At 59.9% G+C, this 26736-nt stretch carries 26 protein-coding genes; 7 read left to right on the top strand and 19 right to left on the bottom strand.

All coding sequences use genetic code 11. The features are described from left to right. The first annotated feature begins 10 nt into the window (after positions 1 to 10). The 5 genes from HWX74_RS14560 to HWX74_RS14545 all read left to right on the top strand — a co-directional run bounded on the left by HWX74_RS14560 (position 11) and on the right by HWX74_RS14545 (position 3854). Positions 11 to 691 (top strand): prepilin-type N-terminal cleavage/methylation domain-containing protein, encoded by a 681-nt coding sequence (locus HWX74_RS14560; RefSeq protein ID WP_176014226.1) that lies wholly within the window; start codon positions 11 to 13, stop codon positions 689 to 691. A 52-nt stretch (positions 692 to 743) separates the two neighbouring features. Then, positions 744 to 911: a hypothetical protein gene (locus HWX74_RS20295; RefSeq protein ID WP_254872322.1), complete on the top strand. Its 168-nt coding sequence runs from the start codon at positions 744 to 746 to the stop codon at positions 909 to 911. Further along, positions 908 to 1624 (top strand): DUF4832 domain-containing protein, encoded by a 717-nt coding sequence (locus HWX74_RS14555; protein WP_254872321.1) that lies wholly within the window; start codon positions 908 to 910, stop codon positions 1622 to 1624. The genes HWX74_RS20295 and HWX74_RS14555 overlap by 4 nt, the downstream gene beginning before the upstream one ends. 66 nt (positions 1625 to 1690) lie before the next feature. After that, positions 1691 to 2644, top strand: coding sequence for a nucleoside hydrolase (locus HWX74_RS14550; protein WP_176014225.1), 954 nt, complete (start codon positions 1691 to 1693; stop codon positions 2642 to 2644). 67 nt (positions 2645 to 2711) lie between these two features. Further along, complete coding sequence (locus HWX74_RS14545; protein WP_176014224.1) at positions 2712 to 3854, top strand: metallophosphoesterase; 1143 nt, start codon at positions 2712 to 2714, stop codon at positions 3852 to 3854. A gap of 70 nt (positions 3855 to 3924) precedes the next feature. Here the strand turns inward: HWX74_RS14545 and HWX74_RS14540 are convergent, their stop codons facing one another. The 12 genes from HWX74_RS14540 to HWX74_RS14485 all read right to left on the bottom strand — a co-directional run bounded on the left by HWX74_RS14540 (position 3925) and on the right by HWX74_RS14485 (position 16514). Then, the gene (locus HWX74_RS14540; protein WP_176014223.1) at positions 3925 to 4356 is read right to left on the bottom strand and encodes a GNAT family N-acetyltransferase; all 432 of its coding nucleotides are present in this window, start codon (positions 4354 to 4356) and stop codon (positions 3925 to 3927) included. 4 nt (positions 4357 to 4360) lie between these two features. Beyond that, positions 4361 to 5812, bottom strand: coding sequence for an ArsB/NhaD family transporter (locus HWX74_RS14535; RefSeq protein ID WP_176014222.1), 1452 nt, complete (start codon positions 5810 to 5812; stop codon positions 4361 to 4363). 15 nt (positions 5813 to 5827) lie between these two features. Beyond that, positions 5828 to 6739 carry a PTS sugar transporter subunit IIA gene (locus HWX74_RS14530; protein ID WP_176014221.1) on the bottom strand — a complete coding sequence of 304 codons (912 nt, stop codon included), beginning with the start codon at positions 6737 to 6739 and terminating at the stop codon, positions 5828 to 5830. Between the two features lie 18 nt (positions 6740 to 6757). Then, positions 6758 to 8011: an NADP-dependent isocitrate dehydrogenase gene (icd, locus tag HWX74_RS14525; protein ID WP_176014220.1), complete on the bottom strand. Its 1254-nt coding sequence runs from the start codon at positions 8009 to 8011 to the stop codon at positions 6758 to 6760. Positions 8012 to 8144: 133 nt separating this feature from the next. Next, entirely contained in the window at positions 8145 to 8906 is a 762-nt protein-coding gene (locus HWX74_RS14520; RefSeq protein WP_176014219.1) for a CPBP family intramembrane glutamic endopeptidase, read from the bottom strand. 10 nt (positions 8907 to 8916) lie between these two features. Then, positions 8917 to 10371, bottom strand: a complete 1455-nt coding sequence (locus HWX74_RS14515) for a hypothetical protein (RefSeq protein WP_176014218.1) — start codon at positions 10369 to 10371, stop codon at positions 8917 to 8919. 11 nt (positions 10372 to 10382) lie between these two features. Next, positions 10383 to 11591, bottom strand: coding sequence for a cofactor-independent phosphoglycerate mutase (locus tag HWX74_RS14510; protein ID WP_176014217.1), 1209 nt, complete (start codon positions 11589 to 11591; stop codon positions 10383 to 10385). A 36-nt stretch (positions 11592 to 11627) separates the two neighbouring features. Continuing rightward, positions 11628 to 11939 (bottom strand): DUF167 family protein, encoded by a 312-nt coding sequence (locus tag HWX74_RS14505; protein ID WP_176014216.1) that lies wholly within the window; start codon positions 11937 to 11939, stop codon positions 11628 to 11630. Between the two features lie 15 nt (positions 11940 to 11954). Next, positions 11955 to 14024 carry an ATP-dependent zinc metalloprotease FtsH gene (gene ftsH / locus HWX74_RS14500; RefSeq protein ID WP_217704967.1) on the bottom strand — a complete coding sequence of 690 codons (2070 nt, stop codon included), beginning with the start codon at positions 14022 to 14024 and terminating at the stop codon, positions 11955 to 11957. A gap of 135 nt (positions 14025 to 14159) precedes the next feature. After that, a complete protein-coding gene (locus HWX74_RS14495; RefSeq protein WP_176014215.1) occupies positions 14160 to 14693 on the bottom strand; it encodes an FHA domain-containing protein in 534 nt (177 codons plus the stop codon). 162 nt (positions 14694 to 14855) lie between these two features. Next, positions 14856 to 15929, bottom strand: coding sequence for a M42 family metallopeptidase (locus HWX74_RS14490; RefSeq protein ID WP_217704966.1), 1074 nt, complete (start codon positions 15927 to 15929; stop codon positions 14856 to 14858). Positions 15930 to 15983: 54 nt separating this feature from the next. Further along, positions 15984 to 16514, bottom strand: a complete 531-nt coding sequence (locus tag HWX74_RS14485; RefSeq protein WP_176014214.1) for a methylated-DNA--[protein]-cysteine S-methyltransferase — start codon at positions 16512 to 16514, stop codon at positions 15984 to 15986. Between the two features lie 103 nt (positions 16515 to 16617). On the opposite strand from HWX74_RS14485, the gene recN reads away from it, so the two are divergent. After that, on the top strand, positions 16618 to 18297 hold the full coding sequence (recN, locus tag HWX74_RS14480) for a DNA repair protein RecN (protein ID WP_176014213.1): 1680 nt from the start codon (positions 16618 to 16620) through the stop codon (positions 18295 to 18297). Positions 18298 to 18409: 112 nt separating this feature from the next. On the opposite strand, the gene HWX74_RS14475 is transcribed toward recN, so the two are convergent. The 7 genes from HWX74_RS14475 to HWX74_RS14445 all read right to left on the bottom strand — a co-directional run bounded on the left by HWX74_RS14475 (position 18410) and on the right by HWX74_RS14445 (position 25566). Next, entirely contained in the window at positions 18410 to 19120 is a 711-nt protein-coding gene (locus tag HWX74_RS14475) for a type II secretion system protein (RefSeq protein ID WP_176014212.1), read from the bottom strand. A gap of 463 nt (positions 19121 to 19583) precedes the next feature. Continuing rightward, positions 19584 to 20465, bottom strand: coding sequence for an AraC family transcriptional regulator (locus HWX74_RS14470; RefSeq protein ID WP_176014211.1), 882 nt, complete (start codon positions 20463 to 20465; stop codon positions 19584 to 19586). 10 nt (positions 20466 to 20475) lie between these two features. Further along, a complete protein-coding gene (locus HWX74_RS14465) occupies positions 20476 to 21609 on the bottom strand; it encodes a glycosyltransferase (RefSeq protein ID WP_176014210.1) in 1134 nt (377 codons plus the stop codon). A gap of 2 nt (positions 21610 to 21611) precedes the next feature. Continuing rightward, complete coding sequence (locus HWX74_RS14460) at positions 21612 to 22871, bottom strand: FtsW/RodA/SpoVE family cell cycle protein (RefSeq protein ID WP_176014209.1); 1260 nt, start codon at positions 22869 to 22871, stop codon at positions 21612 to 21614. Beyond that, positions 22871 to 23197 (bottom strand): hypothetical protein, encoded by a 327-nt coding sequence (locus tag HWX74_RS14455; RefSeq protein ID WP_176014208.1) that lies wholly within the window; start codon positions 23195 to 23197, stop codon positions 22871 to 22873. Before HWX74_RS14455 ends, HWX74_RS14460 begins: the two co-directional genes overlap by 1 nt. Positions 23198 to 23285: 88 nt before the next feature. Further along, complete coding sequence (locus HWX74_RS14450; protein WP_176014207.1) at positions 23286 to 24701, bottom strand: UDPGP type 1 family protein; 1416 nt, start codon at positions 24699 to 24701, stop codon at positions 23286 to 23288. A 121-nt stretch (positions 24702 to 24822) separates the two neighbouring features. Beyond that, positions 24823 to 25566: a vancomycin high temperature exclusion protein gene (locus HWX74_RS14445; RefSeq protein ID WP_176014206.1), complete on the bottom strand. Its 744-nt coding sequence runs from the start codon at positions 25564 to 25566 to the stop codon at positions 24823 to 24825. A 366-nt stretch (positions 25567 to 25932) separates the two neighbouring features. Here HWX74_RS14445 and HWX74_RS14440 point away from each other — a divergent pair, with 366 nt between their 5' ends. Then, complete coding sequence (locus HWX74_RS14440; protein WP_176014205.1) at positions 25933 to 26709, top strand: hypothetical protein; 777 nt, start codon at positions 25933 to 25935, stop codon at positions 26707 to 26709. Positions 26710 to 26736 lie beyond the last annotated feature (27 nt).

Below are 26736 nucleotides of genomic sequence, written 5' to 3'. Positions count from 1 at the left end.
GTAATCCGAAATGACGACGGAGAAACATTTCACACTGATTGAATTGCTGATAGTGATTGCTATTATCGCAATTCTAGCCAGCATGCTGCTGCCGACACTCACCCGGGCCAAAAGCGCCGCCCTGGCCATCAAATGCACGTCCAATCTCAAACAGTGCGGCCTGGCGGCCACCATGTACGCCAACGACAGCGGCGACCGCCTGCCGGCCGCCCGTTATGCGAACGGCGCGGTGATGTGGCTCGAACAGTTGATGCCCTATACCGGACTGCCGGAGCCGTCGCAAAGTTCGTTCACCGCCGAAGACAAGCGGCGCGTGCTCGCTTCCTGCTGGAGCTGCCCGCTGTGGGAAAAAGATCCGGGCTGGTGGAGCAAACTCGGCTACGCTTACAATATCTATCTGCCGCCGGCCACTTTTTCCGACTGGTTCGGCGACGGCGGGCCTTATCATTATCCGGCATTGGGATCGTTCTATTCCGCTTCGGAGACGCCGGTGTTCGCCGACGAGCGGGAGGAAGCCGACACCGATCTGTTCGGCTACCCCAATTACGACGGCATCGACTGGAATTTCGACGACCGCCACAATCGGAAAGGCAACCTGCTCTATGCCGACGGACATGTCATGGCCCGTAAAAGCTGGGAAGTGAAGCTGGACCACCTGCCGTTCTTCGACCGCGGCGGTTACGGCAATTAACCGTATCTCTGAAATTTTTCATCGACAATCAAACCCCGGAGAATTGAAATTTATGTTGAAATCAGCCACCTTTCTGCTGGCCATGGCCTGCTGCGCTCTGATCGCCGCGGAGCCGGCCACGACCAGGACCTTTCGCGGCATCCGGCCGGACGGGATTGCGGCGGCACCTTCCCGGAACCGCCTTACAGCCAGCCGGGCAATCCGGATTTCGACCAGATGACCGCCGAGAGCCGTTTCCTGCCGGTCGACGGCGAACTCTTCTGGAAGGATCAGGGCGGCGAAATCGACGCGATGACCGCCGTCACCCAGCTGCGCGACCACCATTACACCACCTTCAGCCTGGTGCACAGCTACAGCCGTTTCGAAGGGGAACCGTACTCCATCGACCGCTGGCAGACCGCCATGCTGACGCCGGAAGAGCTGGCCGCCGCCAACCTGCCGGTCTCCGACGGTTACTTCGAGGACAGCGACGGCACGCCGGTGCCGCGTTCGGCCTATGAATACATCCGCGATCATCTCGGTTACCGGCTGGAACTGCAGCAGGCCGCCTTTCCAGCCCGGATCGACCGGGACGAAACGTTGGAAGTCTCCTTCTCCCTGATCAACCGCGGTTTCGCCCCGCCAATCAATCCGCGGCCGGTTTTCCTGACCCTGATCGACGCCGCCGGCCGGCGTTTCGACTTTCCGGTCGAAACCGATCCCCGCCGCTGGTATCCGGCGGAAGCGGGACAGCCGCCGGCCGTTCACCGCGCCTCCGCAGCCCTGCCGCTGCCGGAGTCGATCGCGCCGGGCCGCTGCCGACTGGGTCTGTGGCTGCCGGACGCCGCCCCCTCCCTGCGCCGGCGCAGCGATTACGCCATCCGGCTCGCCAACGGCGACGTCACATTCCTGGCTGATACCGAAGGACAACGGCGGCATCAACCTGTTCGGTGAATTCACCGTCGAGCCGGACCAAACGCCGGCCGCCCAATGAACCATTCCAACCACCGGTCCGATCAAATGCTGCATCAAACACCGATTCCCGTCGTACTGGACACCGACCTCGGCACCGACATCGACGATGCCTGGGCGCTGGCTTTTCTGCTCCGCTGTCCGGAAATTGAACTGAAAATGGTGATGACCGCCTGTGCCGATACCACTTACCGGGCCAGGATTGCCGCCAAAATCTTGACGGCCGCCGGCCGGACCGGGATTCCGATCGGCATCGGTCCGGCCACCGACACGCCCGACGACCGTCCGACGGCCCGGGATTATGTCGCCGGCTATGACCTGGCCGATTATCCCGGCACCGTTCACGGCGACGGCATCGCCGCGCTGATCGAGCTGATCGACCGATCGCCGGTGCCGCTGACTGTCGTCGCCATCGCCCCGCTGACCAATCTGGGCGAATTGCTGCGGCGCCGTCCGGAGCTGGCCGCCAAACTTCATTTCGTCGGCATGCAAGGCAGCATCCGGCACGGCAGCGACCCGGCAATGCCGCCGGAAGCGGAGTGGAACATCCGGGCCGACCTGGCGGCCGCCCGGACCGTCTTCGCCGCCGCCTGGAACTCGGCGGTCATCACCCCGCCCGACACCTGCGGCCAGGTCGTTCTGAGCGGAGAAGGCTATCAGCGCCTGCGCGCTTCCGGCGATCCGTTATTGACGGCGGTGTTCCAGCAATACCGCCTGTGGCATCATCAACAGCAGCTCAACTGGTCGCCGGAAACGCGCAGTTCGATCCTGTTCGACACTGTCGCGGTATTCCTGGCGTTCTCCCGCCAATTCCTGGCGTTCCGGACGATGGGACTCCGCATTGCCGATGACGGCCGGACCCGGCCGGATCCGGCCGCGCCGCCGGTCGACATCGCCCTGAGCTGGACCGATCGGGAAGCGTTTCAAAAGTTCCTGACCGACCGGCTGCTGGGCCGGCTTCCGCCGGAACCGGAAACCGGGCGATCCCGAATTTCCATTTGACAAACCGGCCGCACGGTACTATCGTAGCAGGGTTGCCGGACAACCAAACGCGAGAGGAGTGCGGCCGATGATGTGGTTGATTTCCCTGGTTCTTTTCGGATATGTCTTTTACAGCCTGATCCTGCCGCTGCGCTGGAAATGGCGATGGCAGTTGTCCGCCGGCTTTCTGCTGCTGCTCATCGCGCAAAAGAATACCGTCTTTCTGTGGATCGGTGGCGGCATGTTCTTCTCCCCGGAATTGCCGCGCTGGCTCATCATCTTCGCGTCGGTCTGCTACGGTGCGCTGATCCTGCTTTTTTTCCTGCTGATCGCCAAGGACCTGATCCGGCTGGTCTGGTCGCTGGCCGGCCGGCTCCGGCCGCGGTGGCGACGCCCCTTCCCACACCGGCCGGTCGCCGCCCTGCTCTGCATCCTCGCGCTGGTGCTCGCCATCGACGGGACCTGGGAGGCGCTGCGCGTCCCGGCCGTCCGCACCGAAGAGGTCATCCTGCCGCGGCTGCCCGCCGCGCTCGACGGTTTCACCGTCGTGCTGCTGGCCGACCTGCACGCCAGCGCGCTGAACACCGAACCATTCCTGCGGGCGATCGTCGACAAAGCCAACGCCCTGCAGCCGGACCTGATCGTCCTCAACGGCGATATGGTCGACGGCAAAGTGGCAAACCGCCTGGCCGACGTCGCCCCGCTGGCGGATTTGAGAGCCCGTTGCGGCGTTTTCGCCTCGCCGGGCAATCATGAATATTATTCCGGGTTTGACGAATGGCAGGCGCACTTCGCGGCACTCGGCCTGCCGCTGCTGGTCAATCAACACGTTCTCATCGAAGACAACGGCGCCACGCTGGCGCTGGCCGGGCTGGCCGATCACGCCGCCGAACGCTTCAACGCCGAGCCGCCGGACATTCGGAAAGCGCTCGACGGCGTGCCGCCGGAAACGGTGGTCCTGCTGCTGGCCCACCAGCCGCGCCAGGCGGCGCGCAACGCGGCCGCCGGTGTCGACCTGCAGTTGTCCGGCCATACCCACGGCGGTTTGATCGTGCTGTTCGACCGGCTGGTCGCCCTCTTCAACGACGGCCTCGTCTCCGGCTGGTACGAGGTGGACGGCATGCCGCTTTACGTCAGTCCCGGCACCGCCTTGTGGAACGGCTTCCCGATTCGGCTGGGAGTGCCGGCGGAAATCACCCGGCTGGTCCTGCGCGCGGCGCCCGGCCAATAAAAAAAGACGCCTCGAAAATCGGAATTTTCGAGGCGTCGGGTAACGTTTTCTACCGTTGTGGCGAAGCGGTTCAGGATTGTCCGGATTCTTCCACCCAATGGAACGGCGTAAATTGCCGCATCGGTTCAAACCCCAAGCGCCGATAGAACGCCTCCGTCCCCGGCGCGCCGATCAAGCCGATCCAATCGACGCCGGCGGCTTTCAGCTCCGCCACCAGATGCAGCACCAACTCCCGGCCGATGCCGCAATGGCGATATGCCGGCAACACGACGACATCCTGGATGTAGCCGTCGCTGACGCCGTCGGACAGCGCCCGCGCCATCCCGACAAGCTCTTCCCCGTCGAAGGCCCCCAGAAAACGGAATGAACCGCGGATCATCGCCGGCACGAAATCAAAATTGTCCTCCGGCTTCATCCAGCCGGCACAGCAATACAGTTTTCCCACCGCGGCCGGAGCCGCGGCAGTCAACCGACGATATTGAATGATTCCGCCGCCGTCCATCTTCTCAGCAATAGAGGAAGTAACGGATTGTGATATAACCCGACGCGGCCACCAGGCTGCACAGCGACACCGGCACGCCGAACCGCAGGAAATCGTTGAACGTCACATGATTTCCCGCTTTGTTGGCGATGTTGACCGTCACCAGGTTGGCGGCGGCGCCGACCAGCGTGCCGTTGCCGCCGAGGCAGACCGCCAGCGCCAGGCCCCACCACATCAGATGCTGCAGTTCCACGGAGGCGAAGGCCGGCGTTTCCGCCAGGAACGCCGCGATGATCGACACCATCGCCGCCGTAAACGACACATTGTTGGTCACCGCGGCGGCAATGCCGCTGATCCACATCACCGCCAGCACGATCACCAGCGGATTCCAGCCGTCGGTAAATTGAAGCAGTTTGCCGCACGCCCTCATCAAGCCGGCCTGTTCGGCGCCGCAAACCAGCACGAACAATCCCATGAAGAAAAACAGCGTGCTCCATTCGATCTTCTCCAGCGCCTGGTCGACGTTGACTTTGCAGATCGCCAACGCCACCGCCGCGCCGGCCATCGCCACGACGCACGGCTGCAGACCGACGGCGCCGTGGATCAGAAAACCGAAGATGGTCAGCAAAATGACGATGCCGCCACGCCACATGTTCACCGGATCGGTGATCGCCGCTTTTTCGTCCAGCTCCATGATGCGGGCCCGCTGTTCCAGCGTGACATGCATGCGTTTGCCGTAATAAAGTTTCAGGATGATGCAGTAGACCACCAGAATCACCAGGATGAACGGCGCCAGATTGACCAGAAACGCCGCGAAATCCAGCCCGGCGACCGAACCGATGATCAGGTTCGGCGGATCGCCGATCAACGTCGCCGTGCCGCCGATGTTGGAGGCCATCGTCTCAGCCATCAGGAACGGAATCGCCGACACCGACAATTCGGACGCCACCAGCAGCGTGACCGGCGCCACCAGCAGAACCGTCGTCACATTGTCCAGGAAGGCGGAAAGCACCGCGGTGGCGAACACCAGAAGAATCATCGTCCGGATCGGCGAACCTTTGGCTTTCTTGGCGCACCAGATGGCGATATACTGGAAAATACCGGTCCCGCTGAGCACGTTGACCAGCACCATCATGCCGGCCAATGTGAAAATAACGTCGAAATTGACATAACGCGCATAACTGTCCAGCTTGTCGTAACGGCCGGACTTCTGCCGCAGTTCCGTCGCCGCCGGCGTCACGCCCTCTTCCGCAGTCTGCCGGTCGAATGTCGGCGCACCGCCGGTCGACTCCATACTCTGCTCGATCACCGCCGGCACCGGGTCGGCATGCTGTTCCGCCTCGTGGTGCGGCCCCTGCAGGATGAAAAGCAGCATCAGCGAAGAACCGATCAATGCCGCCGTCGTTTTATGAACTTTTTCCGACGCGATCAAAATATAGGTGCCGAAAAAAACAATTGTTGCAAACCAAAAAGCCATTTTTCTATCCTTCGATCAACCGCGCAAAACTTTGTGAATGATGTTGTGTACGGAAATTTCTCCCAGCAGCGTATTCGACGCATCCACCACATAATAGGTCCAGCATTCGCGCCGCGCCAGCCCGACGGTGAATTGGATCAGCGGCGTTTCCGGTGCCAGCGTCGCCTTGACCGGCAGCATGTAATCCTTGACCGCCAGCCGATTCTCTTCCTTGAAAATCTTTTCGAACACCTCGAAACTGGACAGAAATTTCAGGTGGTCCATCATGAAAATGTAATCGGGGATAAAACTCTTGATCACCTCGGTCGCGTCCAGCACGCCGACCAGCTTGCCGTGCACGTCGACCACCGGCAGCACCTCGCTGCTGTCGCGGTTGAAAATATCCAGCGCCACCGACAAACTGTCGTCCGGCTGCACCCGGGCGCAATCCCGCGTCATCATATCCTCGGCGGTGATGTTGCGCTTGACCTTGACGTCGTCGTCACGCAGCACCGTCAGAAATTCTTCGGCGTCGCCGACTGCCGTCAACTTGTGCAGATTGACCGGATCGCTCAGATAGCGGGTGAACGCCGAAAGCATCTTCAAGTAAGTCGCCGAGGTATTGCCGGAAATCAGCGACATGATCACCAGTTGGCAGGGTTTCAGGTCTCCCGACTTGATCGTCATCGGCTCCTCGAGCACGCCGATGATGATATACAAATCGTCCAACTCCTCCACCCGGGTATGCGGCAGCGCCACACCTTCATAGGCCATGCCGAGACTGTCCTCGCGTTCGATCAGCGAATCGACCAGCGCCGGCACTTCCCAGGAAACGTCTTCCAGCCGGCGGCACGCCTCCGACACCATCTTTTGATAAAGCGAACGACGGTCCGGCGCGGTAAGCCCGCAGAAGATCAATTCCTCATTCAACAACGATACCAGTTTCATTTGTCGTACCTTTCCATATTACATCCGTTCAACCACGGCCCGGGCAAAACCGGAACAGGAAACTTCGGTCGGATTTTCCATCAGGCGGGCGAAATCGTAAGTCACCACCCGGTCGCCGATCGCCCGCTGAATGCCGCGCAGCACCAAATCGGCCGCTTCAGTGTAACCGATGTAACGCAACAGCATCTCCCCGGACAGCGCCAGTGAAGAAGGATTGACTTTGTCCTGCCCGGCATACTTCGGCGCCGTCCCGTGCGTCGCTTCGAAAAGCGCATGGCCGGTGACGTAATTGATGTTCGCTCCCGGCGCGATGCCGATGCCGCCGACGCAGGCCGCCAACGCATCGGAAACGTAATCGCCGTTCAGATTCATCGTCGCGATGACGTCGTAATCTTCCGGCCGGGTCAGAATCTGCTGCAGGAAAGCGTCGCAGATGCAATCCTTGACCAGGATTTTGCCGGCCGGGGCCTGCCAGTCGCAATCCGGCGCCGGCACCGCCACGTCGGCGAACTCCCGCCGCACCAGCTCATAGCCCCAGTTCTTGAAACCGCCTTCGGTGAATTTCATGATGTTGCCCTTGTGCACCAGCGTCACATTGCGGCGCTTATTGGCGATCGCGTAACGCATCGCCGCCCGCACCAGCCGTTCGGAACCTTCCCGGGAAATCGGCTTGATGCCGATGCTGGAGGTTTCCGGGAAACGGATTTTGTCGACTTTCATTTCCCGCTGCAGAAATTCGATGACCTTCCGCGCCTCCGGCGTCCCGGCGTTCCATTCGATGCCGGCATAAATATCCTCAGAATTTTCCCGAAAGATGACCATGTCGGTCTTTTCCGGCGCTTTCACCGGCGAAGGCACCCCCTGAAAATACTGCACCGGCCGCAGGCAGACATAGAGATCCAGCTTCTGGCGCAAAGCGACGTTCAGCGAACGGATTCCGCCGCCGACCGGTGTGGTCAACGGTCCTTTGATCGCCACCAGATATTCGCTGATCGCCTGCACCGTCTCTTCCGGCAGCCAGGTGTTCTCCCCATAGACGGCATTGGCCTTTTCGCCGGCAAACACCTCCATCCAGGCGATTCTGCGCTTGCCGCCATAGGCTTTTTCCACTGCGCTGTCCCAGATATACCTGCTCGCCCGGGTGATGTCCGGTCCGATGCCGTCGCCTTCGATATAGGCGATAACCGGCCGATCCGGCACGTTCAATTCCCCGGCTGCATTCACAGTAATTTTATCACCGGAAGGAATGTTGATCTTGTCGAATGTCGCCATGGCCCGCGTCGTCCTTTCTATGTTATAATCCAAAATTCCCAAACAATATCGCTGATAATATACCACCGTTTCCGGCTTTTTACCAGAAACATTCCGGCTTCCGTACTGTCAATCGGCGCGATATCTGCAAGATTCAGGCCAGATCCCAGCAATAATACGCCAACAGCGCGATACCGTTATGCAGCATATGCCAGATCACCGGCAACCGCAGCGACCGCCGCCAGAGATAACCCAACTGGAATCCAATTGCCAGCAAAATCAACCCGGGAGCCGGCAGCAGCGCCCAATGGACGATACCGAACAATAGACTGGTCAGCACCACCGCCGGGGCCCGACCGAAGCCGGGCGCCAGCCATTCGAACAGCAAGCGCCGGAAAATAATCTCCTCCGTTACCGGCGCCACCACCACGGTTGCCAGAATCAGCAGCGCCAGCAGCAGCGGCCGCGTTTCCACCTCGTTTAGCAAAGCGACCATCTGCTGCTGCGATTCGTAGCTCCAGTGCAATTGATTCAACACCGCCTGCCAGAGTCCGGTGATCAATTCCACCCAGGGCAGCCAGATGATGACCGCCAGCAGCGCCCGGAATAAAACATTGTCGTCTTTCCGGCCGGCCAGCCCGAACAAAACCAGCCAATCGACCGGCCGGCCAGCCCGCCACCGGAGAAAAGCCATCACCGTCAACAGCGTACAGCAGGGCATCCCCAGCGTCAACCCGACCTGCCAGCCGACCGGCAGACGCTCCCAACCCAATTCAGCCCTACCGTAACCGGCCACCAGAAGCGGCAGCAGTAGATAGAAGAACAACCAGGCGCACACCGCCGCCGGACCGGCCGCCGACAGCAATCTGTCGGGCTCCCTCATTTCCGGATCCGCCGGCATTTTTTCTTCCGCCATGGCCAGCCCTTCAGCGACTCCGGTAAACCCGGTGAAAATCGTTCTCGAACAATTCCACCCAGTGACGCCGGCCGAAACGGCGGTCCAGCTCGTCCAGCACCGCCACCGGGTCCTCCTGCCGCTGCATGATCACCAGCGCGTCCTTCGGCAGGGCGGCCACCGGCCCCCGCGGTCCGTCGAAACGCCATTCCTCGCCGAATCCGTAATACCACGAACCGTAAAACATCACCGGCCACGGATCCGCCCGGAAGGTCAGGAAAGTGACCGGCAGACGCTCCGGAAACAGCCGGCGCAATTCCGCCAGCGTCGGCTGGACGGCAAAGGAATCCTGCATATAATAGGGTTCAAAAAGATCGTCCATCTGGCCGGACGCCTTCAACCGGCCGGCCAGCCAGCCGCCGGCCTCCCGCTGGAGCATACCCCAGCCGCCGGCCAGCACGACGCCGGCCAGAAAAAGCGCCAGGCCGTCGGACGATTTCCGTCTGGCGGCAGTCAGATGACGCATGCCCCCGGCCAGCAGCAACAATCCCAACGGCCAGAAATTGAAAAATATCCGCGGAAACGGCGCCACCGCCAACCCCAGGCACAACGGCAACGGCAGCAACGGAATGAAAAGGCGCCAGCACCAGCGCCGCCGGCAAGCCTTCCGGCGCCAGAACCGCCAACCGCCCCACAAGGCCGGCAACAGCACCGGCAGGAAAGCGAATCCGAACGCGCAATATAAGTAGAGCAACGCCCGTCCCTGCTGCGTCCAGCCCTCCTGCAGCGCCATCGCCTTCTGCACCGCCCCGGCAATCGGCAGATAAAACAGCGCGGCAGCCGCCGGCGGCAGCAAAACCAAAGCGTAAAAACGGCCATCCCGCCAGAACCTCTTCCGACAATACGGCAGGAAATAAAGCGCCACGCCGCCCAGCGCCACCAGATTGGTCGGAATGGTTCCCACCGCCAGCAGCGAGGCGGCAAAATAGCCCAGCAGATTGGCCGGCCGCAACCGGCAGCAGAGCGACTGCCCGGCCGCCAGCGCCAGAGCGAGCGCCAGTGAACTGAGCATGTAACCGCGAACCGCCGTGCCGTAGATCGCCAGCGGCACCGAGGCGACATAAAACGCCAGCACGCCGCCCCAGAGCCAGCTTCCCAGCCGTTTCCGGAAGGTCAGGAACAGGACACTCACCGTCAGCAGCGCCAAACCAACGCTGCCGAGCCGCCAGAACAATTCCACCGGCAGCCAATCCGGCGCCAAGTGGTGCCAGTTCTGCAGAAAAATCGTATAAAGAATTTGATTGTTGGGAATGAAATAGGAACGGTATACCGCCCAGGCGTCCGGCAACGGCAGCATGAAATTCAAAACTGTCAACGCCTCGTCAAACCACAGATCGCGATACAAGGCGCCACGCAGGAAAAAAAGCGCCGCCAGCAACAATACCGGCAGCACCCAACGTTTTCTTGCTTGTTCCCCGGCGGTCATCGCTGCCTGCGTCAGTCGAGTTGCAACATGATTTTCATCAACTGGTCGCCGCGGAGCGCCCCCAGCGCACCCTGTGGCGCCAGGCGCTCGCTGTAGGCCCCGACCGCGTCGGCCGGGATGCCGGGACCGCAGACCGCCACCGGAACCGGCGTACGGGTATGCTTGCGCAATTTCAACGGGACCGGATGGTCCGGCAATACCGCATAAAGCACTTCCCGATCTCGCAGCGCCTCCAGCACCGGCGCGACGATCCGGCAGTCGAAATCCCTGATCGCCCGCATTTTCAACGCCAAATCACCCATGTGGGAACACTCGTCGATCGCCTCGACGTGGATATAAACGAAATCGTGGTCTTCCAATGCTTTCAGCGCCGCGGCGACCTTGCCTTCGTAATTGGTATCGATAAAACCGGTCGCTCCCGGCACCTCGACGACGGTCATCCCCGCCGCCTTGCCGATGCCGCGGATGACATCGACGGCGCTGATGATCGCGCCGGTCCGGCCGGCATAACGCCGGCTGAACGGCTGCAGATTCGGCCGGCGGCCGGGACTCCACGGCCAGATTTCATTGGCCGGCGAAGTCTTGCCCCGGTTCAGCGGATGCGCCGCCAGAAAAGCGGCGGCCCGCCGCGACAAATCCTGCAGAAACCGCACCGTATGACGCGCTTCCGGCGAATCGTCCAGCGCGGTCAGCTGCAATTGATCGACCGGGATGCCCTGCGAGGAATCCGGCTTCTGATAACCGATGTCCGCCGAAAATTCCCGGCCGTGCAGCACCAGCAGATTGCGGTAGCTGACGCCGGGATGAAAACTCACCCGCCCGGAACCGAATTCCCGCTGCAGCGCGGCGATCAATTCGGCGGAAACCGCATTGTCGATGTGGCCGGCCGAGTAGTCGAGCAAAATCCCGTCCGGCGACACCGTCACCAGATTGCAGCGCCAGGCGACATCATCATCGGCCAGGGCAATTCCCTGGCTGACCGCCTCGATCGGTCCGCGGCCCGGATAATTCCGTTCCGGATAAAAGCCGAGCACCGACATGTTGGCGACATCGGAAGAGGTCGGCAAGCCGGGCGGCAACGACAGAAAGGTGCCGTTCGCGCCAAGCCGGGCGATGCGGTCCATCGCCGGCGTTTCCACCGCCTCGAGCGGCGTCCTGCCGCCCAGCTCCTCCAATGGCTCGTCGGCCATCCCGTCCGCCAGGAAAATGATACTTTTCATCGGAAAAAATCCATCAACCTTATTTTCATCAAAATTTCAGTTCAACTTCTCTTCCAGCCGCCGGCCAGCCTCTTCCGGCGCCAGCCCGGCCAGCACCACCAGCTTGTCCCTGGCGGCGGCGCCCTTCCACAGCGACACCCGTCCTTTGGGCAGGCCGAAAAATTTGGCCAGACAGGCGATCAGTTCCGCATTGGCCTTCCCGTCCACCGGCGGCGCCGTCAGCGCCACTTTGAGGCTTTCCTCATAAAGACCCACCGGCCGGCTGCGCGAGGAACGCGGCTGCACATGGCATTTCACCACACAGCCGCCCGCGCCATCCGGCCGCAACACCGTTCGCCAATCCGCCATCCTGCCACAACCCGGTTATAAGCTGCCGGATTCCGGCTCCTTGACGATTTCAAGCGGTTTCGGCGTCTCCGCCGGCTGTTCCAGCGGCGTTTCCGCGTCGCCGTCGTTCCGGATCGTTCCAGCTTCCGCGGCCGCGGAAGCCGAAGCCGCCGGTTTGCCGTCTTTCCAGCCGAACAACTCATAAATATCCTGAACGCTCAGCGTTTCACGTTCGAGCAAAGCCTGCGCCAGTTTTTCCAATTCGTCGCGGTGGTCGCTCAAAATCTGCCGGGCGCGATCCATCGCCTGCTGCAGATAATGCTTGATCGCCAAGTCGATCTCCCGAGCGGTCTCCGGACTGTAGCTGTCGGCCGGCGGCGCATCGTAGCGCACATGGACCGGACCGTAACTGCCGTACTTGATCGGTCCGATATTGTCATCCATGCCGAAAACACAGACCAGCAACCTCGCCTGCCGGGTCGCCTGCTCGATATCCTGCGCCGCACCGCTGGTGATGTCGCCCATCGTCAACTCCTCCGCCACCCGGCCGCCCATGCAGAGCGCCATGTCGTCGAGCAATTCCAGCTTGCTGATCGAATAGCCGTCGGACTCCGGCAGCAGGAAGGTCAAGCCGAGCGCGCGGCCGCGCGGCACGATCGTCACTTTGTGCAATTCATCCGCCTTGTCGCTGTGCAGCGCCACCAGCGTATGGCCGGCTTCGTGATAGGCGGTCAATTTGCGTTCGTGTTCGCTCATCTTGCGGCTGCGGCGTTCCCGCCCCCAGCAAACCTTGTCGCGCGCTTCTTCCATATCGGCCTGGGTCACCACTTCCTGATTGTTGCGGGCGGCCAGCAGCGCAGCCTCATTGCACAAATTGGCCAGGTCCGCGCCGCTGAATCCCGGCGTCCCTTTGGCGATAACCTCCAAATTGACGCTATCGTCCACCTTGATATTCTTGACATGCACTTCGAGAATCCGTTTGCGGCCGGCGATATCCGGCAGATCCATGACGATCTGACGGTCGAAACGGCCCGGCCGCAGCAAAGCCGGATCCAACACATCCGGCCGGTTGGTCGCCGCCAGCACGATGACATTGGAGCGGCTGCTTTCCAGCCCGTCCATTTCCACCAGCATCGCATTCAAAGTCTGTTCCCGCTCATCGTGGCCGCCGCCCATGCCGGAAAAACGCGAACGGCCGACCGCGTCGATTTCATCGATAAAAATCAGACAGGGCGCACAGCGGCGCGCCTGTTCGAACATATCGCGCACCCGGCTGGCGCCGACGCCGACGAACATTTCGACGAAATCGGAACCGCTGATCGAGAAAAACGGCACGTTGGCCTCACAGGCCACCGCCTTGGCCAGCAGCGTCTTGCCGGTTCCCGGCGGTCCGGTCAGCAGGCAGCCTTTGGGAATCTTGCCGCCCAACAGCTTGAACTTCAACGGATCCTTGAGGAAATCCACCACCTCGGTGATTTCCTCCTTGGCCTCATCCGCGCCGGCGATGTCGTCGAACGACACATTCAACTCATCCGGAGGGATCATCCGCGCCCGGCTCTTGCCGAACTGCATCGCCCCTTTGCCGGCCATTTTATACTGCCGGGAAATCATGAAATAGATGACCCCGACGATCAGCAACATCGGCAGCACCATCCAGATGAAACTGCCGAGCATGCTCTGCTGCTCCACCTTGAAATCCTTCAGGTTGTCCTGCAGCAGCGCGTCCAGCCGCTCCGTCTTCAACACCCGGGTCTTGTAATAGCCGACGTCATTCTGCTGCCGCTTTTTGGCCGGCAATTTGTGCAGGTCCTCCGGCTGCAAAACGAATTTGCCGGTAATGTTCAGGACGCCTTCCGGATCGGGAATCGCTTCGGCGGATTGCACCTGTCCGGCCACCAGACGCTGTTCGAATTCCGTCTGGTTCCACTCCTGCTGGACGGCTGGCTCCGCAAACTTGATCCAGACGGCCACCGCCATCAGCGCAAACAGCGCCAGCCAGACCAAAGAAGCCCGGTTCACCCGCCGCGGCCCGCCCAGGCCGCCGGGCGGCAGGGCCGGTCCACGCTTTTTCTGCTCCGGCGAAGATTTTTTATCATTCTGATCCATACTCAATAGACGACTCCTCATTCAAGATTAAAAAATAACGGAACGAAAATGGAACATGCCGCTGCATTTTCCCCATCTTCGTTCCCAATATTGCTCTATCGATTCCGCACCGCCCGGCGCGGTCCGGGCAAAAAATCAAGACATTTTGTTCATGGCCATGACCACCAGCGCAATCAACAATGCCAGAACCGCAATCCCAAGAACGCCGACCAAAACCAAAACCATCTTCTGATTGCGCAGTTGACGCTTCGTATCCCGCTCGGCAAAGGGGGAATAATTCGTAAAATGCTTCACCGTCGCCAATCCGGTATTCGTCGTCGAATCCAGATCGATGCCGGTTTCAGTCCGGGAGCCGACCGCGGTATTCGTCCCGTCGTCGAAATCGAACAGGATTTCCACACCGCCCAGTTGAATGACATCGAAGTTTTTCAGTTCCTGCTCGGTAATCGGCACATTGTTGACCCGCGTACCGTTCGTACTGTCGTTGTCGCGCACCAGATAGCTGTGTTCCGTTTTGACAAAGTCGCAATGATGCGAACTCAAAGTCGGATCTTTGATGCAGATATCCCGCTGTTCGTTGCGTCCCGCACTCATGACCTCCTTGGTCAACTCAAAGCTCTTGCCGCGTAATTTCTCCGACAGTACAATAAGTTTCGGATTTCCTGCCATTTTACCCGCCGCCCTCTTATGATGTTATCACTTTCTCAATATTATGAATAAACCCCATCTCCGGAATCCCGGCGCCCGACTGTACAACTTTTCCGCGCAATCCGGGACCGGAGAAATATAACACTCACTATCGACGATTGCAAAAACAAAACGCCGTTTTTATCAATCGATTCCGGGAATAAATGTTTCATTGCCCTGCAAGGCGGCGATCGTCTCGGTCAACAACCTCACCGCACCCTCGACATCGCGCAGGTCGCAGATTTCGACCGCCGAGTGCATATAGCGGTTCGGAATGCTGACCAGCGCGGTCGCCACTCCGGCGCGGGTCATCTGCATCTGCGCCGTATCGGTCCCGCCGGTCGCCCGGTGCCCGACCGACTCCTGGCAGGCGATCTCCTTTTCGGCGGCAACTTTGCGCATCAAGCGGCCCAGGACAATATTGTTGTCGGCGCTGCGGGTAATTTCCGGCCCCTTCCCCAGCTTGATATCGCCGCAGATTTTCTTCGCCACATCCGGAATGTCGGTGGTGAAACCGACGTCGACCGCAAAACCGATTGCCGGATCAATACCGAAACAACTGGTATGCGCACCGCGCAAGCCGAGCTCCTCCTGCACCGTTCCAACCCCGTAAACCGCCACCTTGAGCCGGCGCGCCGACAACTCCCGCATCGTCTCGGCGACGACGAAAGCGCCGATCTTGTCATCCATCCCCTTCGACATCACCCGGTTCTCGTTCAAACGCCGGAAGTTGGCCCGCATCACCACCGGATCGCCGACCGCCACCAGCTTTTCCGCCGCCTCGCGGTCTTCGGCGCCGATGTCGATCCACATGTCCGACAATTCCGGCGGCACATCGCGCTCGGCCGGTTTCAAAAGGTGAATCGGCTTTTTGCCGATCACGCCGCGCACCCGGCCGGCCGCGGTCAGAATGTCCACTTCCGATGACGGCACATTGAGCTTGTCAATACCGCCGTTCGGCCGGAAATACAACAATCCCTCGTCGGAAATATAGACGATCTGGAAGCCGATTTCGTCGTAATGGCCGGCCAGCATCACCCGCAGCGGAGCACCCGCATTGAGCACGCCGATGGTGTTGCCCATCACATCGGTTTTCACCTCCGGACAAAAACGGCCGAGGTATTCGCGATAGACCGCGGCGGCTTCCATCTCATAACCGGACGGACTGGCGCTGCGCAGCAGCTCTTCCAGAAACTGCAAACTATCCTGTTTCAACATTTTTCATTTCTCCTTCCAAATATAAAATAAAAAATTCAATCTGATAAACTTCCCTCATTCCGGCAAAATGTCAACCGGATCCGTTAAAAAAAACGCTTTTTTCACCCGACCGGCCGCATCGAACTCCACCCCTTCGGTTTCCAACAGCCACCGCTTCAACCGCAACGCCGCTCCGGCCGCATCGGAGCTGCACATGAAACCGTTCAATTTGCCGTCGGCCGCCACCACCCGGTGACACGGATAGACCAGCGGCAACGGGTTGGAACGCATCACTCCGCCAACCGCCCGCGCCCCGCCGGGCCGACCGGCCAGCGCCGCCAACTGTCCATAGCCGACCACCCGGCCGGCCGGCACCAGGGCGAACAACAGCGTCAACACCTTCCGCGCCCAATCGCCGACGCCGGCCAGGGCAAACTGCGCCATATCCCACGCCGGCAGCTCTCCCGCCAGCCGCCGCTCCAGACTCCGGCCGGCGCCGGCCAGCGCCGGAGGCGGCGGAGTTCCGGCGACAACCCCCAGCCGGATTTCCACGATTTTCGGTTCCTTGCCGGTCGTCCAGCGATACTGCACCGGTGTATTCCGCATGACGATTCCCCCCCAATTCTTCCGTTCACGGACTTGTATTGATCCATTGTTCAAGTAAATTTAGCGTTGAAAAAACGCAACGCAATCGCCTTATGATAAAAATATGCTCAATTGGTTAAAAATCGTCAATCTGGCTTTGATTGAAAGCGCCGACGTCGAATTCGGCAGCCGGTTCAACGTCATCACCGGCGAGACCGGCGCCGGCAAAAGCATCCTGCTCGGGACGGTCGGCCTGCTGCTCGGCGAACGCGCCGACAAAAGCCTGATCCGCACCGGCCAGGAACGCTGTGAAATCAGCGCCGGCATCAGCTTTTCCGCCGAGGACCAGGAGGAGCTCGCCCGGCTGCTGAACGACTGCGGCATCCCGTGGGAGCCGGAACACCCGGAAATCCAACTGCGCCGGGTCATCACCAAAACCCAGAACCGCAATTTCGTCAACGACACGCCAGTCACCATCCAGACGTTGAAGCTGCTCGGCGAACAGTTGATCGACATTCACGGCGCCAATGAACACCAGTCGCTGCTGAGCCGGGCCCGGCAGTTGGCGATCCTCGACCGCTATGCCAATTTGAAGGCGGAAAAAGCGGCCTGCCGGCAGTGCTGCCTGGAATTGAAGCAACTGGAACAGGCCAGAAGCGAAGCGTTCGCAGCGATGCCGTCGGCCGCCGAAGCCAGACAGTTGGAAGCGGTTGTTTACGACATCGAAAAAGTTTCGCCGGAACCCGGCGAAGACGAGCGGATTTCCGCCCAGCACCAACTGGCCGCCAACGCCAGACAGGTGCTGGAACTGACCGGCCAGTCCGGCCAGATGCTCTGTGAAGCGGAGACGGCGGTCACCGAGCAGTTGTCGGCGGTTTACCGTCACCTGCTGGAACTGGAGCGTCTCGATCCGCAAGGCAGCCGGGAGCTGCTGACCCGCTGCGACCTGTTGATCGAAGGAACACGGGAACTGGCCGGCCTGCTGGAGCATTATGCCGGCAAAGTGGAACTGGATGAGGAAACCTTTCAGGAGCTGGAGCAGCGGTTGTCGGAACTGCAAACTCTGAAACGGCATTACGGTCCGACGCTGGAACAGGTATTCGTCATCCTCGAGGACGCCAGACACCGGTTGAGTCTTTACCAGGACAGCGCCAAATTGCGCGCGCAATTCGCGGCACAGGAGCAGCAGCTCCGCGACCGCCTGGCCGCCCTGGCCGCCGATTTGTCCGCCAAACGCCGCCAGGCGGCCGATACGCTCTGCGCGGCGGTCCGGACCCAGTTGGCGACGCTCGGTTTTCAACGCAGTCATCTGGCGATTGCATTTCAGGCGGTCGAACCGGGCGAAAACGGCGGCGACCAGATCGATTTCATCTTTTCCGCCAATCCGGGCGAAATGCCCCACCCGCTGCGCCAGATCGCCAGCAGCGGCGAATTGTCGCGGGTGATGCTGGCACTGAAAACCGTGCTGGCCGACGCCGACGCCGTACCGGTGGTCATCTTCGATGAAATCGATGTCAACATCGGCGGCGAAACGGCCAATCAGGTCGGCCGCTCGCTGGCGGCGCTGGCCGCCAAACGGCAGATACTGTCGATCTCCCACCTAGCCCAGGTGGCCGCCTGCGGCGACCGTCACTACGCGGTCAGCAAAGAACTGCAGCAGGACCGCACCTTCTCCCACATCAAGCTGCTGGACCAGGCCGGAAGAATCCGGGAATTGAGCCGGATGCTCGGCGGCGGTCCGGCCGCCGAACGCCACGCGGCCGAACTGCTCGCCGGTGCCGGCAGCAATCCTGGCCGGAAATAATACACGCCCGGCGCATTCGCCATTCATGCGCGCAATGCCCCTCCAGACAAAAAAAAAACCGTCCCGGCTTTTAACCGGGACGGTAATAACCGCAGAAAATTCTGCCAAGCAATCAGTCGGTCGTCGACCAATCGCGATACGTCGTCTCTTTCTGACGGTCAACGTGTCCGTCGGCCCACAAATGATTACACTGATTGTTATGAGCATACGAAACACGAGTAGTAGTGTTATCCGTACCACGGCCATTCAAATTACTTTTATCGATCGGCACTTGATCATCCAAATTGGTATAAGTGCCACCATACGGACCTCCAAAAAAGTTTTCATCACATGAAAAACCGATTGTACCGGACGGATTGGTGATTGAAGTAATTTTAATTCCTTTGTCAAAACGAAAGGTCGTCATGTCAGAAGCCTTGCCGGACTGACTGATACTATAATTGATTGTCCATTTGGAATTATCCTGCATATCGTTGCCGGATTCCGGATTAGAGAAGATATTCGTGCTCTTATCCCAACCGCTTGCACTCGGATCCACCCACAAATCCCGGGCAAGATAGTCCAAAAGCAATCCCGGATAATAAACCAGCGTCTGTACGTTATTGTTGATTACCGCATTATTCATATAAGCGGGAACCATCGTATCACCGTTGTCGTCCGCATACATCGTCGTACCCAAACCAACCTGTTTCAGATTGCTGGTACATTTGATCGCCTGCGCCGCCGCCTTCGCCTTGCCCAACGCCGGCAACAGCATACTGGCGAGAATGGCGATGATCGCGATCACAACCAACAGTTCAATCAATGTGAAATTTCTTTTCATATTATCCTCGTTTTGTTGTAGAAAAGTTTCCGAAATTGCTTCGGTTCTGTGGATTATTCACATCATCCATAAAATAACTGCGACCTGGAAAAAAACACTTTTCAGGCCGTTCCGTCCGCCACCAGATTATCCTGATGGTCCTCTTAACACTGCTTTCATTGTCAACCCTCGATTTTGTTAATGGGAACGCCTAAAAAAGCGGCACCATATTTATTATATGGGAATTATTTCGGAAAGTCAAAATAAATTTCACAAAAAATGGCATCTTTTTTTCCGGCTCCCCCCAAAACCCTCAGAATTCACCGTCCAATGTCACCTCTACACTGCAACGGCTTAAAAGGGCATTCATTTTTATTGCTTTAATCCATATGAAGAGACCGGTAAATATGACTTCAAGTTCCCTTGATCACAGTATTTTTTTATTTTGAAATTGAAAACTCCAGTCTCTTTCGCCGTCCGATTTTCAACGCCGGTTGCGAAAACGGTCGGGACTGACCAACTGGTGTTTCTTGAACACCTTGCAGAAATAACTGACATCCTCGAAGCCGCAGCGCGCCGCGATTTCCTTGATGCTCAACGGTTCGGTCTGCAGCATCCGCAACGCCAGCTTCAACCGCAGCTCCGTCACATACTGCTGCGGCGACATTCCCTGATAACGCCGGAACTGCCGCGAAAAATGATACCGGCTGTAACCGGCCAGTGCCGCCAGTTCATCCACCGTGACCGCCTCTTCCAGATGTTCCAGACAGTACTGCGTCACCTGCGCCAGAAAAGCCGGCCGGCTCTCCCGGTAAGTATCGCTTTGTTCCAATTCGCCCAGCAATGTCAGCGCAAACTCATAGGCCAGCTTGCTGGAGCGGAATTTGTCATTCAGGCTGCCCTGTTCGCAGAGATTGAAGATCTGCCAGGCCAGCAGGACCGTTTCCGACTCGCTCCCGTCGTGCTCCAGAACCGCGCCCTGGCGGGAAATCGCCTCCCGCACCAGCCGGATCGCTTCCCGGCCGTACAGCGTGACGAACAGCACTTCCCAGCAGTCGGAATCCTCCGGCAGATAATAACAATGGTCGTCCGGCACCAGCACCAGCATCGCCCGGCCCGGCGTCAACGGCACCACCCGGTCCGGCTGCCGCAACGCGCCGCGCCCGCGCAGCGTATACTGCCAGATCGCCAACTCCCGGCTGCCGCGTTTCATCCCATCCCAGCAGTAAGAATGTTCCCGGATCAACTGATGGCCGCAATTGACCAGCATCGCGTGCAGCGGCACAGTGCGCTCCGGAAAAAAAATACTGTGGTTCTCCAAATGGCTCCGCACCAGACTTTCACCCGGCTTCTTCTCCGACCGCATGACCGAACTCCTACGCCCGCTTCCGGCCCAACCAGCTGTCGATCAACGCCAGTTCCTGCTCGGCGGCATCCGGAAGCGCCGCCTTTTTCGCCTCGGCGCCCCGCCGCTGCCAGGAATCCGGCGCGGCCAGAAAAGCGGTGAAAAAATCCCGCACCCGTTCCGGCGTACATTCGGCATTGCGCCAGATTTCCGCCGCGCCGAGCGACCGCAGATAGGCGGCGTTGTCGTCCTGGTGCAGTTCGGCCGCGTAAGGGTAAGGCACCAGGATCGCAAATTTGCCGAACCAAATCAATTCCGCCACCGTACTGCCGCCGGCACGGGCCACCACCAGACCGGCGGCAGCATAGCACAACTCCATCCGGTCGCAGCCGGCCAGCACCAGCGCGGCAATGCCGGCCTGTTCATAGGCGGCACGCACTTCGCCGGCCATCGCCTCTCCAGCGAGATGGATGACCTGAAAATCGCGGTTCGGCTGCAACGCCAAGCCCTGCGGCAGCGCCCGGTTGATCGCCAAAGCGCCCTGGCTGCCGCCGAACACCAATACCGTTGGCCGTTCCGCCCGCAATTCACTGTGGTAAAGCCGGTTCAATTCGGCAACCGCCGCCGCCTTGCCGGGCGCCGGCAAACGCAATTCCGGCCGCAGCGGCATGCCGACACAGCCGACCGGGCAATGCGCCGCAGCGGCGTTGACCGCCGGAAAGGCGGTATCCAACCGCACCGCCAAGCGACTGAACCACCGGTTGGCTTTGCCGATTCTGGCGTTGCCGTCGTGCAGAAAAAGCGGCACCCGGCAGCGATATGCTGCCCAGGTCAGCGGCAGCGAAGCAAAGCTGCCCATCCCCAGCACCGCCTCCGGACGAAACATCCGCAGCAAAGCCATCGCCGCTGCGCACCCGTGCCAGCAGCCACGCGCGAACGGCACCGCGTTGGCCAGGTGGCCCGGCGACGGCATCGGGCCGAGTTTCTCCACTCCGATCCCGAGCGATTCGGCGATTTTCGCCTGCGACTCCACGTGTTTGCCACCCAGCAACAGCCGCACGTCGCCGCCGTCGCGCTGAAACGTCCTGGCCAAACTCAAACCCGGATAAAAATGCCCTCCGGTTCCGCCGCAACTGATCACCAGTCGGTGAAGATTCTCCATCATCGCTACAACTCCTCCTCCGCTTTCCGGCGACGCCAATGAAACATTTTCCCAAGGGCCGCATGAAGCTCGTCATGAAAGCCCGGCGAAGCATTTTCCGCCGCCACGCTCAGCAGCAGCCCGACGCAAATCAAACTCATCAACAGATTACTGCCGCCGTAACTGATCATCGGCGCCGGCATCCCCTTGGTCGGAAAGGCGCCGGACACCACCCCGATATTGATGATCGCCTGCAGCACGATCACCGCGGTAATGCCGAACCCCAGCAGCATGCCCTGCCGCGTCCGCGCCTGCAGACTGATGGACAGGGCAAAATAGGCGAAAACCAGATAGGCGGCCATCACCGCCACCAGCGACACCCAGCCCAACTCCTCGCCGACGATCGACAAAATGAAGTCGGTATGCGCTTCCGGCAGGTAGCGGGCTTTCAGCCGGCTCTCCATGAAGCCGATGCCGAACCATTTGCCGGACCCCAGAGCCAGCAGGGAATTCCACAGTTGATAGCCGTCATCCTGCAGATAGAGCTCCGGCTGGGTAAAGGAGGTGATCCGGGCCCAGCGCATCGGGTCGAAATGTTTGATGTAAAAATAACCGGCCGGCAGCAACGACGCCGGCAACAGAAAATAACGCAGCTTCAAACCGGCGGCGAACAACATGACCGCCGCCGTCATAAGCAGCAGCAGCGTCGTCCCCAAATCCTTTCCCTGCAGCACCAGCACCATCATCAACCCGCACAACATCAGCGCCGGCAACGGCCCGCGGCGCTGAAAAAGATCGTTGACGGAGCGCAGATTCTCGGCCAGATACTTGGACAGGTACAACACCAACGCCGGTTTGGCCAGCTCCGACGGCTGCAAACTGGCTTCGAACGGCCCCAGCCTCAAAAAAATCCAGCGGTGCGCCCCCTTGACATCCGGCATCAGAAAATCGGCAATGCAGAGCAGCACGCAGATGCCGAGGATGATCGGCACGGCATATCTGGACAATTTCTGGTAACCGGCCAGAAAGCAGAAGGTTCCGGCGCCCAGACCGACGCCGGCCCAAAACAATTGCTTGTAAAAATATTTGGTCCCGGCAGTGCCGTACGAAGTCGAATACAGCATCGTCAGGCCGAACAGCACAATCGCCGCAACGATGATGATCAAGCCGTAAGCGTAATTGATCGAACGCTCTTCGGCGCCGATGCCCTGCAGTTCGGAAGAGCCTTCGTCCAACTCCAGATTGCGCAGCCGCAGCGGCTCCGGATCGCTTCTGTCGAGCGCCATCACCGCGCCCTCCGGAACAGCGCCCAGAGCTCATCGCCGTAACCGAACGCGCCAACGGTGTCGAACCCGGCGTAATAACGCCGTTTGAGTTCGGCCACCAGAATATCGCCGTTACGCTCCGACAACGGCGCGAAACGGTACTCCGCCGGCTCCTGGCCGGCCGGCAATTCCGCCAACAACACCAGCAGCGCGGCATCCTCCGTCACCGCCCCGGTCACCGTCCAGCAGCGCCGGTTGCGCCCGGCGCACGCCTCCGTCACCACGGCGGAGCAGCCGGCCGGATCCCAGACGATGTCATCGATCGCCAATTCAATTATTCTAAACACAACTCAACCCATTCCGGCAGCCGGCTCCAACACCGCCGGCAGCTCATTGCAACTTCGGCCGTCCGGGCTCCGCGCCGCCGCACCCGGCTTACTCCAGATAAGTATCCTGTTTGATCTCCGTCAATTTCCGCGACCGGCAGTAAGCGGCCGCATCCTCGTCGTCCAGCACCGCCCGCGGCGAAATTTCCACCTGCACCGCCGGGTCGCCTTCCGGCGTCAGCGGCAGCTTCACTCCGGCAGCCATCAGCCGGCGCGCGTCGCGGGCGATCAGCATCTGGCGGCAGCTCTCCACTGAATCGACGCCGGTCTGATTCTTGGTCGGCGCAAATTCCTCCCGGCGGTCGGCCTCCAGGATCATCGTTCGTTCAGCCAGCGGCAATGCGTCGAAGATGAACGATTCCAGCTTCACCGCATTCGGTTCCTCCGGCTTGACCAGCAGCCCGGCCTCATTGACGAACGGCACTTTTTTGTCCGCCCGGTGCCACGGCAGCGAAAGCTGCCCGTCGGCGGTCAGCCGCTCGATGAAGGAGCGGTTGAGCACATGGATGGCCGGACTGCCGGCCACGAAACACAGCGAGCCGTCGGCATTGCGGCTGGTCGCCAGCGCTTCCGGCAAATCGCTGTATTCGATGATCCAGAGCCGGCCATGACTGGTGCAGAAGTTGCCGAGTTTTTCAAACGGTCCGGTCTTGGACAGCATGATCGCGCTCATCTCGGAATCTTCCAGCGCATGCAAGCCGAGCAGCAGCGGATTGACCACCGACACCAGCGGATTGTCGACCTGAAAATAGGAGAGGTATTCGACCCGTTCCGCTTTCATCCGATCCAGACAGCCGCTCTTGCGCAACGCCAGCAGCGTCCCGCCGTGCCCGTCCGGCGACAGCGACAGACTGTCCTTGGCGCCGAGCAGCAATTTGCCGTCGTAGCCGACCGCCGGCATCGTCCCCTGGATGAAAAAGACCACCCGTTTCGGCTCCATGCCGAAATAATCGTGCTTCTCGAAAAATTCCTGCGTCGCCTGATTGTTGATGACGCTGGTCATGATATACCAGGTCAGCGGATGACCGTATTTCTCGCCGGCCCGCAACAGCGATTCGGCGAAATACTGAAACAGCGTCTTGTGCGACAACGGCGCGATCGGATAGGTCCCTTTCGGACCGTCGAACCCGAGCCGCGTCCCCTGCCCGCCGGCCACCGTCAACGCGGAGACTTTGCCCTCCTTCAGCAGCGCTTCCCCTCTGGCGCGCGCCCGCTCGTACCACGCCGCCTGATCGGCATCCACGGGATGCAGCGGAAAAAATTCCGCCGGTTTCAAATCCTCCGGAATCGTGATCGGTTTGCGTTGCAGCACGTATTCCCTGATCAGCCGATCCAGCTCGGGCAGATCGAGCGCCTGAATCTGGGCCGCCAGGTGCGCCTGCTCCATCGCGTTGAGCTGGTTGAAAAAGCGCAACAACTGCGTCTGCCCATACGGCGCGAGTTTGTCATAGAGTTGCTGATACATTTTGTACTCCATACTTGGAAATTGAATTTCGCATTTTCCGGTTTGACTGATAAAATAACCGGCCAACCCCGGTTATTCAACCTTTCGAAGTTGGAAATTCACGGCAAAGTTGTCCGGCGCCTCACTCCGCGCCGCCGTCCTCCGGCAACGGTTCGGGCGGCCCGGCAAACCGGGGAGCGGTCCGGCAGATTTCCACGTCCAGCACCGCCAGCAGCCGGGCCGGAATTTCCCGCAGCCACATCAGCCGGCGGCTGGTGCCGCTTCCGGCATCCGCCGCGGCAAATCCTTCGGCATCAATTCCATGCCGCCGGGCAATATACAACGCCCGCTCGCAATGGAACTCCTGCGAAATGATCAAAAACCGCTTCAATCCGAATACGCGCTTCGCCCGCAGCACCGAATCCAGCGTCCGGAAACCGGCGAAATCCAGATGGATATCTTCGGCCGCCACGCCGGCCCGGACCAGATCGTCGCGCATCGCGGTGGTTTCATCGTATTCCCGGCGCGAATTGTCCCCGGAAACCAGGATGTGCCTGACCTTGCCGGCCCGATAGAGTTCCGCCGCCGCCGCGATCCGGTGCCGGTAATAGAGATTGCCGATCCCGGTACCCAGCAGCAACCCATAGCGGTAGGCCGGCACCGCCGCGATATCGTCATAAATCCAGCGGCGGTAGGAATTCACCCACTGGCAGCAGCCGAACACCAGCAGAACGGCGACCGCCGCCGCCAGCAAACTCCACCGCCACCACCGGCGGCGCGGCGAACGCCGCCATACCTTCCAGATTCGTCCGATCTCCCGCCGGCAGTTTCCGAGCAATGCGGGCAGCCCTTTTCCGGCAAGGCCGGCCCGGCAGCGAAACTTCATTCGTCCACATTTTTCACTTTGCCGAAACTTCCGCCCAATCATCCCTGCGCCCCTTTCCAATTCCAACTGCACAGTTTAGCATCGTCCCGGCCAAATGCAAGACGCTTCTCGTCTCCGGACGAAAGTTTTCATCGGGTTTCAACCGGCTGCCCGATCACAAAAGCGACAATATTTTACATTTCGCCTAAGCGGAGCGGCAGAAATATCCCGAAAAAATCCTGAACCGGACCGGCCGCCGGCGGCATTTGAACGACAGGAGAAATTTTTGCAGGAAAACCGGATTGCATTTGTACTGACCAATCTTTTCTGCTATTGTTATAAAACCAGGGTAAAAGAGTGCAAATGTAAGCCAATGGGAGAATTTTTATGAAACCGCTCCGCCGTTTCGCCATTTTTCTCGGACTGCCGCTGTTGTTCTGCCTTTCCGGCTGTGCCAGCAAAATTCAGCCGATCGATGATTTCTTTCTGGCCTCCAACGCTGCGGTCAAAAGATTCCAACCGCAACCGCTCCCCGAACCGAATCCGGACGGCATCGAGCTGGAATTGCTCGCCACCCTGCCGTCGGTGCCGCAATTCAAACAAAACAGCCAGGAACCGCTTCCAATCGAAGTGTTCTCGCGCGACGACCGTTTCCTGCCAACCCTGAACAAACCGATCGGTCCTTTCGCCGCCCGGAGACTTTACCAGTGCGATCTGGCGCAGTCGATAATGAATTATCTGCAGGAAAGGGACGGAAAATCTTATCGGATCAAAACGGAAGTTCCGGCGGGAAATCGTCAAGTGAGCTATGAAATCATGCCGTCCGTCATTCCGGCCGCCAGCGGTTCCTTCTATCAGGGACTCTCCATCGTTACCGCGTATCAGCTCGACAGCAATCCCTTCGATCTGATTCTGGAACCGGCCGACGGCAGTGTTCCGGCCGACGAAGTGCGAATTTCCCGGATCGTCTGCCGGATTACGCCTTCCCTTTCCGAAGTACGGCTTGTCAGGCGCCGTCGCGGCAGCCTGCAGATCGTCTCTTTGCAGTTGCTCTATCAATTGCAACAGGTCATCACCTCGGACCAGATCAATTTCATCGTCACCCAACCCTTCGGCGTCGAACTGGAATATGCCTATCCGGCCGAGCCGACGGCGACACCATAGCACCGAATCCTCCTGAAACCGGCACAA

The organism is Victivallis sp. Marseille-Q1083 (genome assembly GCF_903645315.1).
In the GTDB taxonomy this organism is placed as follows: domain Bacteria; phylum Verrucomicrobiota; class Lentisphaeria; order Victivallales; family Victivallaceae; genus UMGS1518.
The sequence above is the reverse complement of the archived record's forward strand: the minus strand, read 5'-3'. Positions and strand labels throughout refer to the sequence as shown.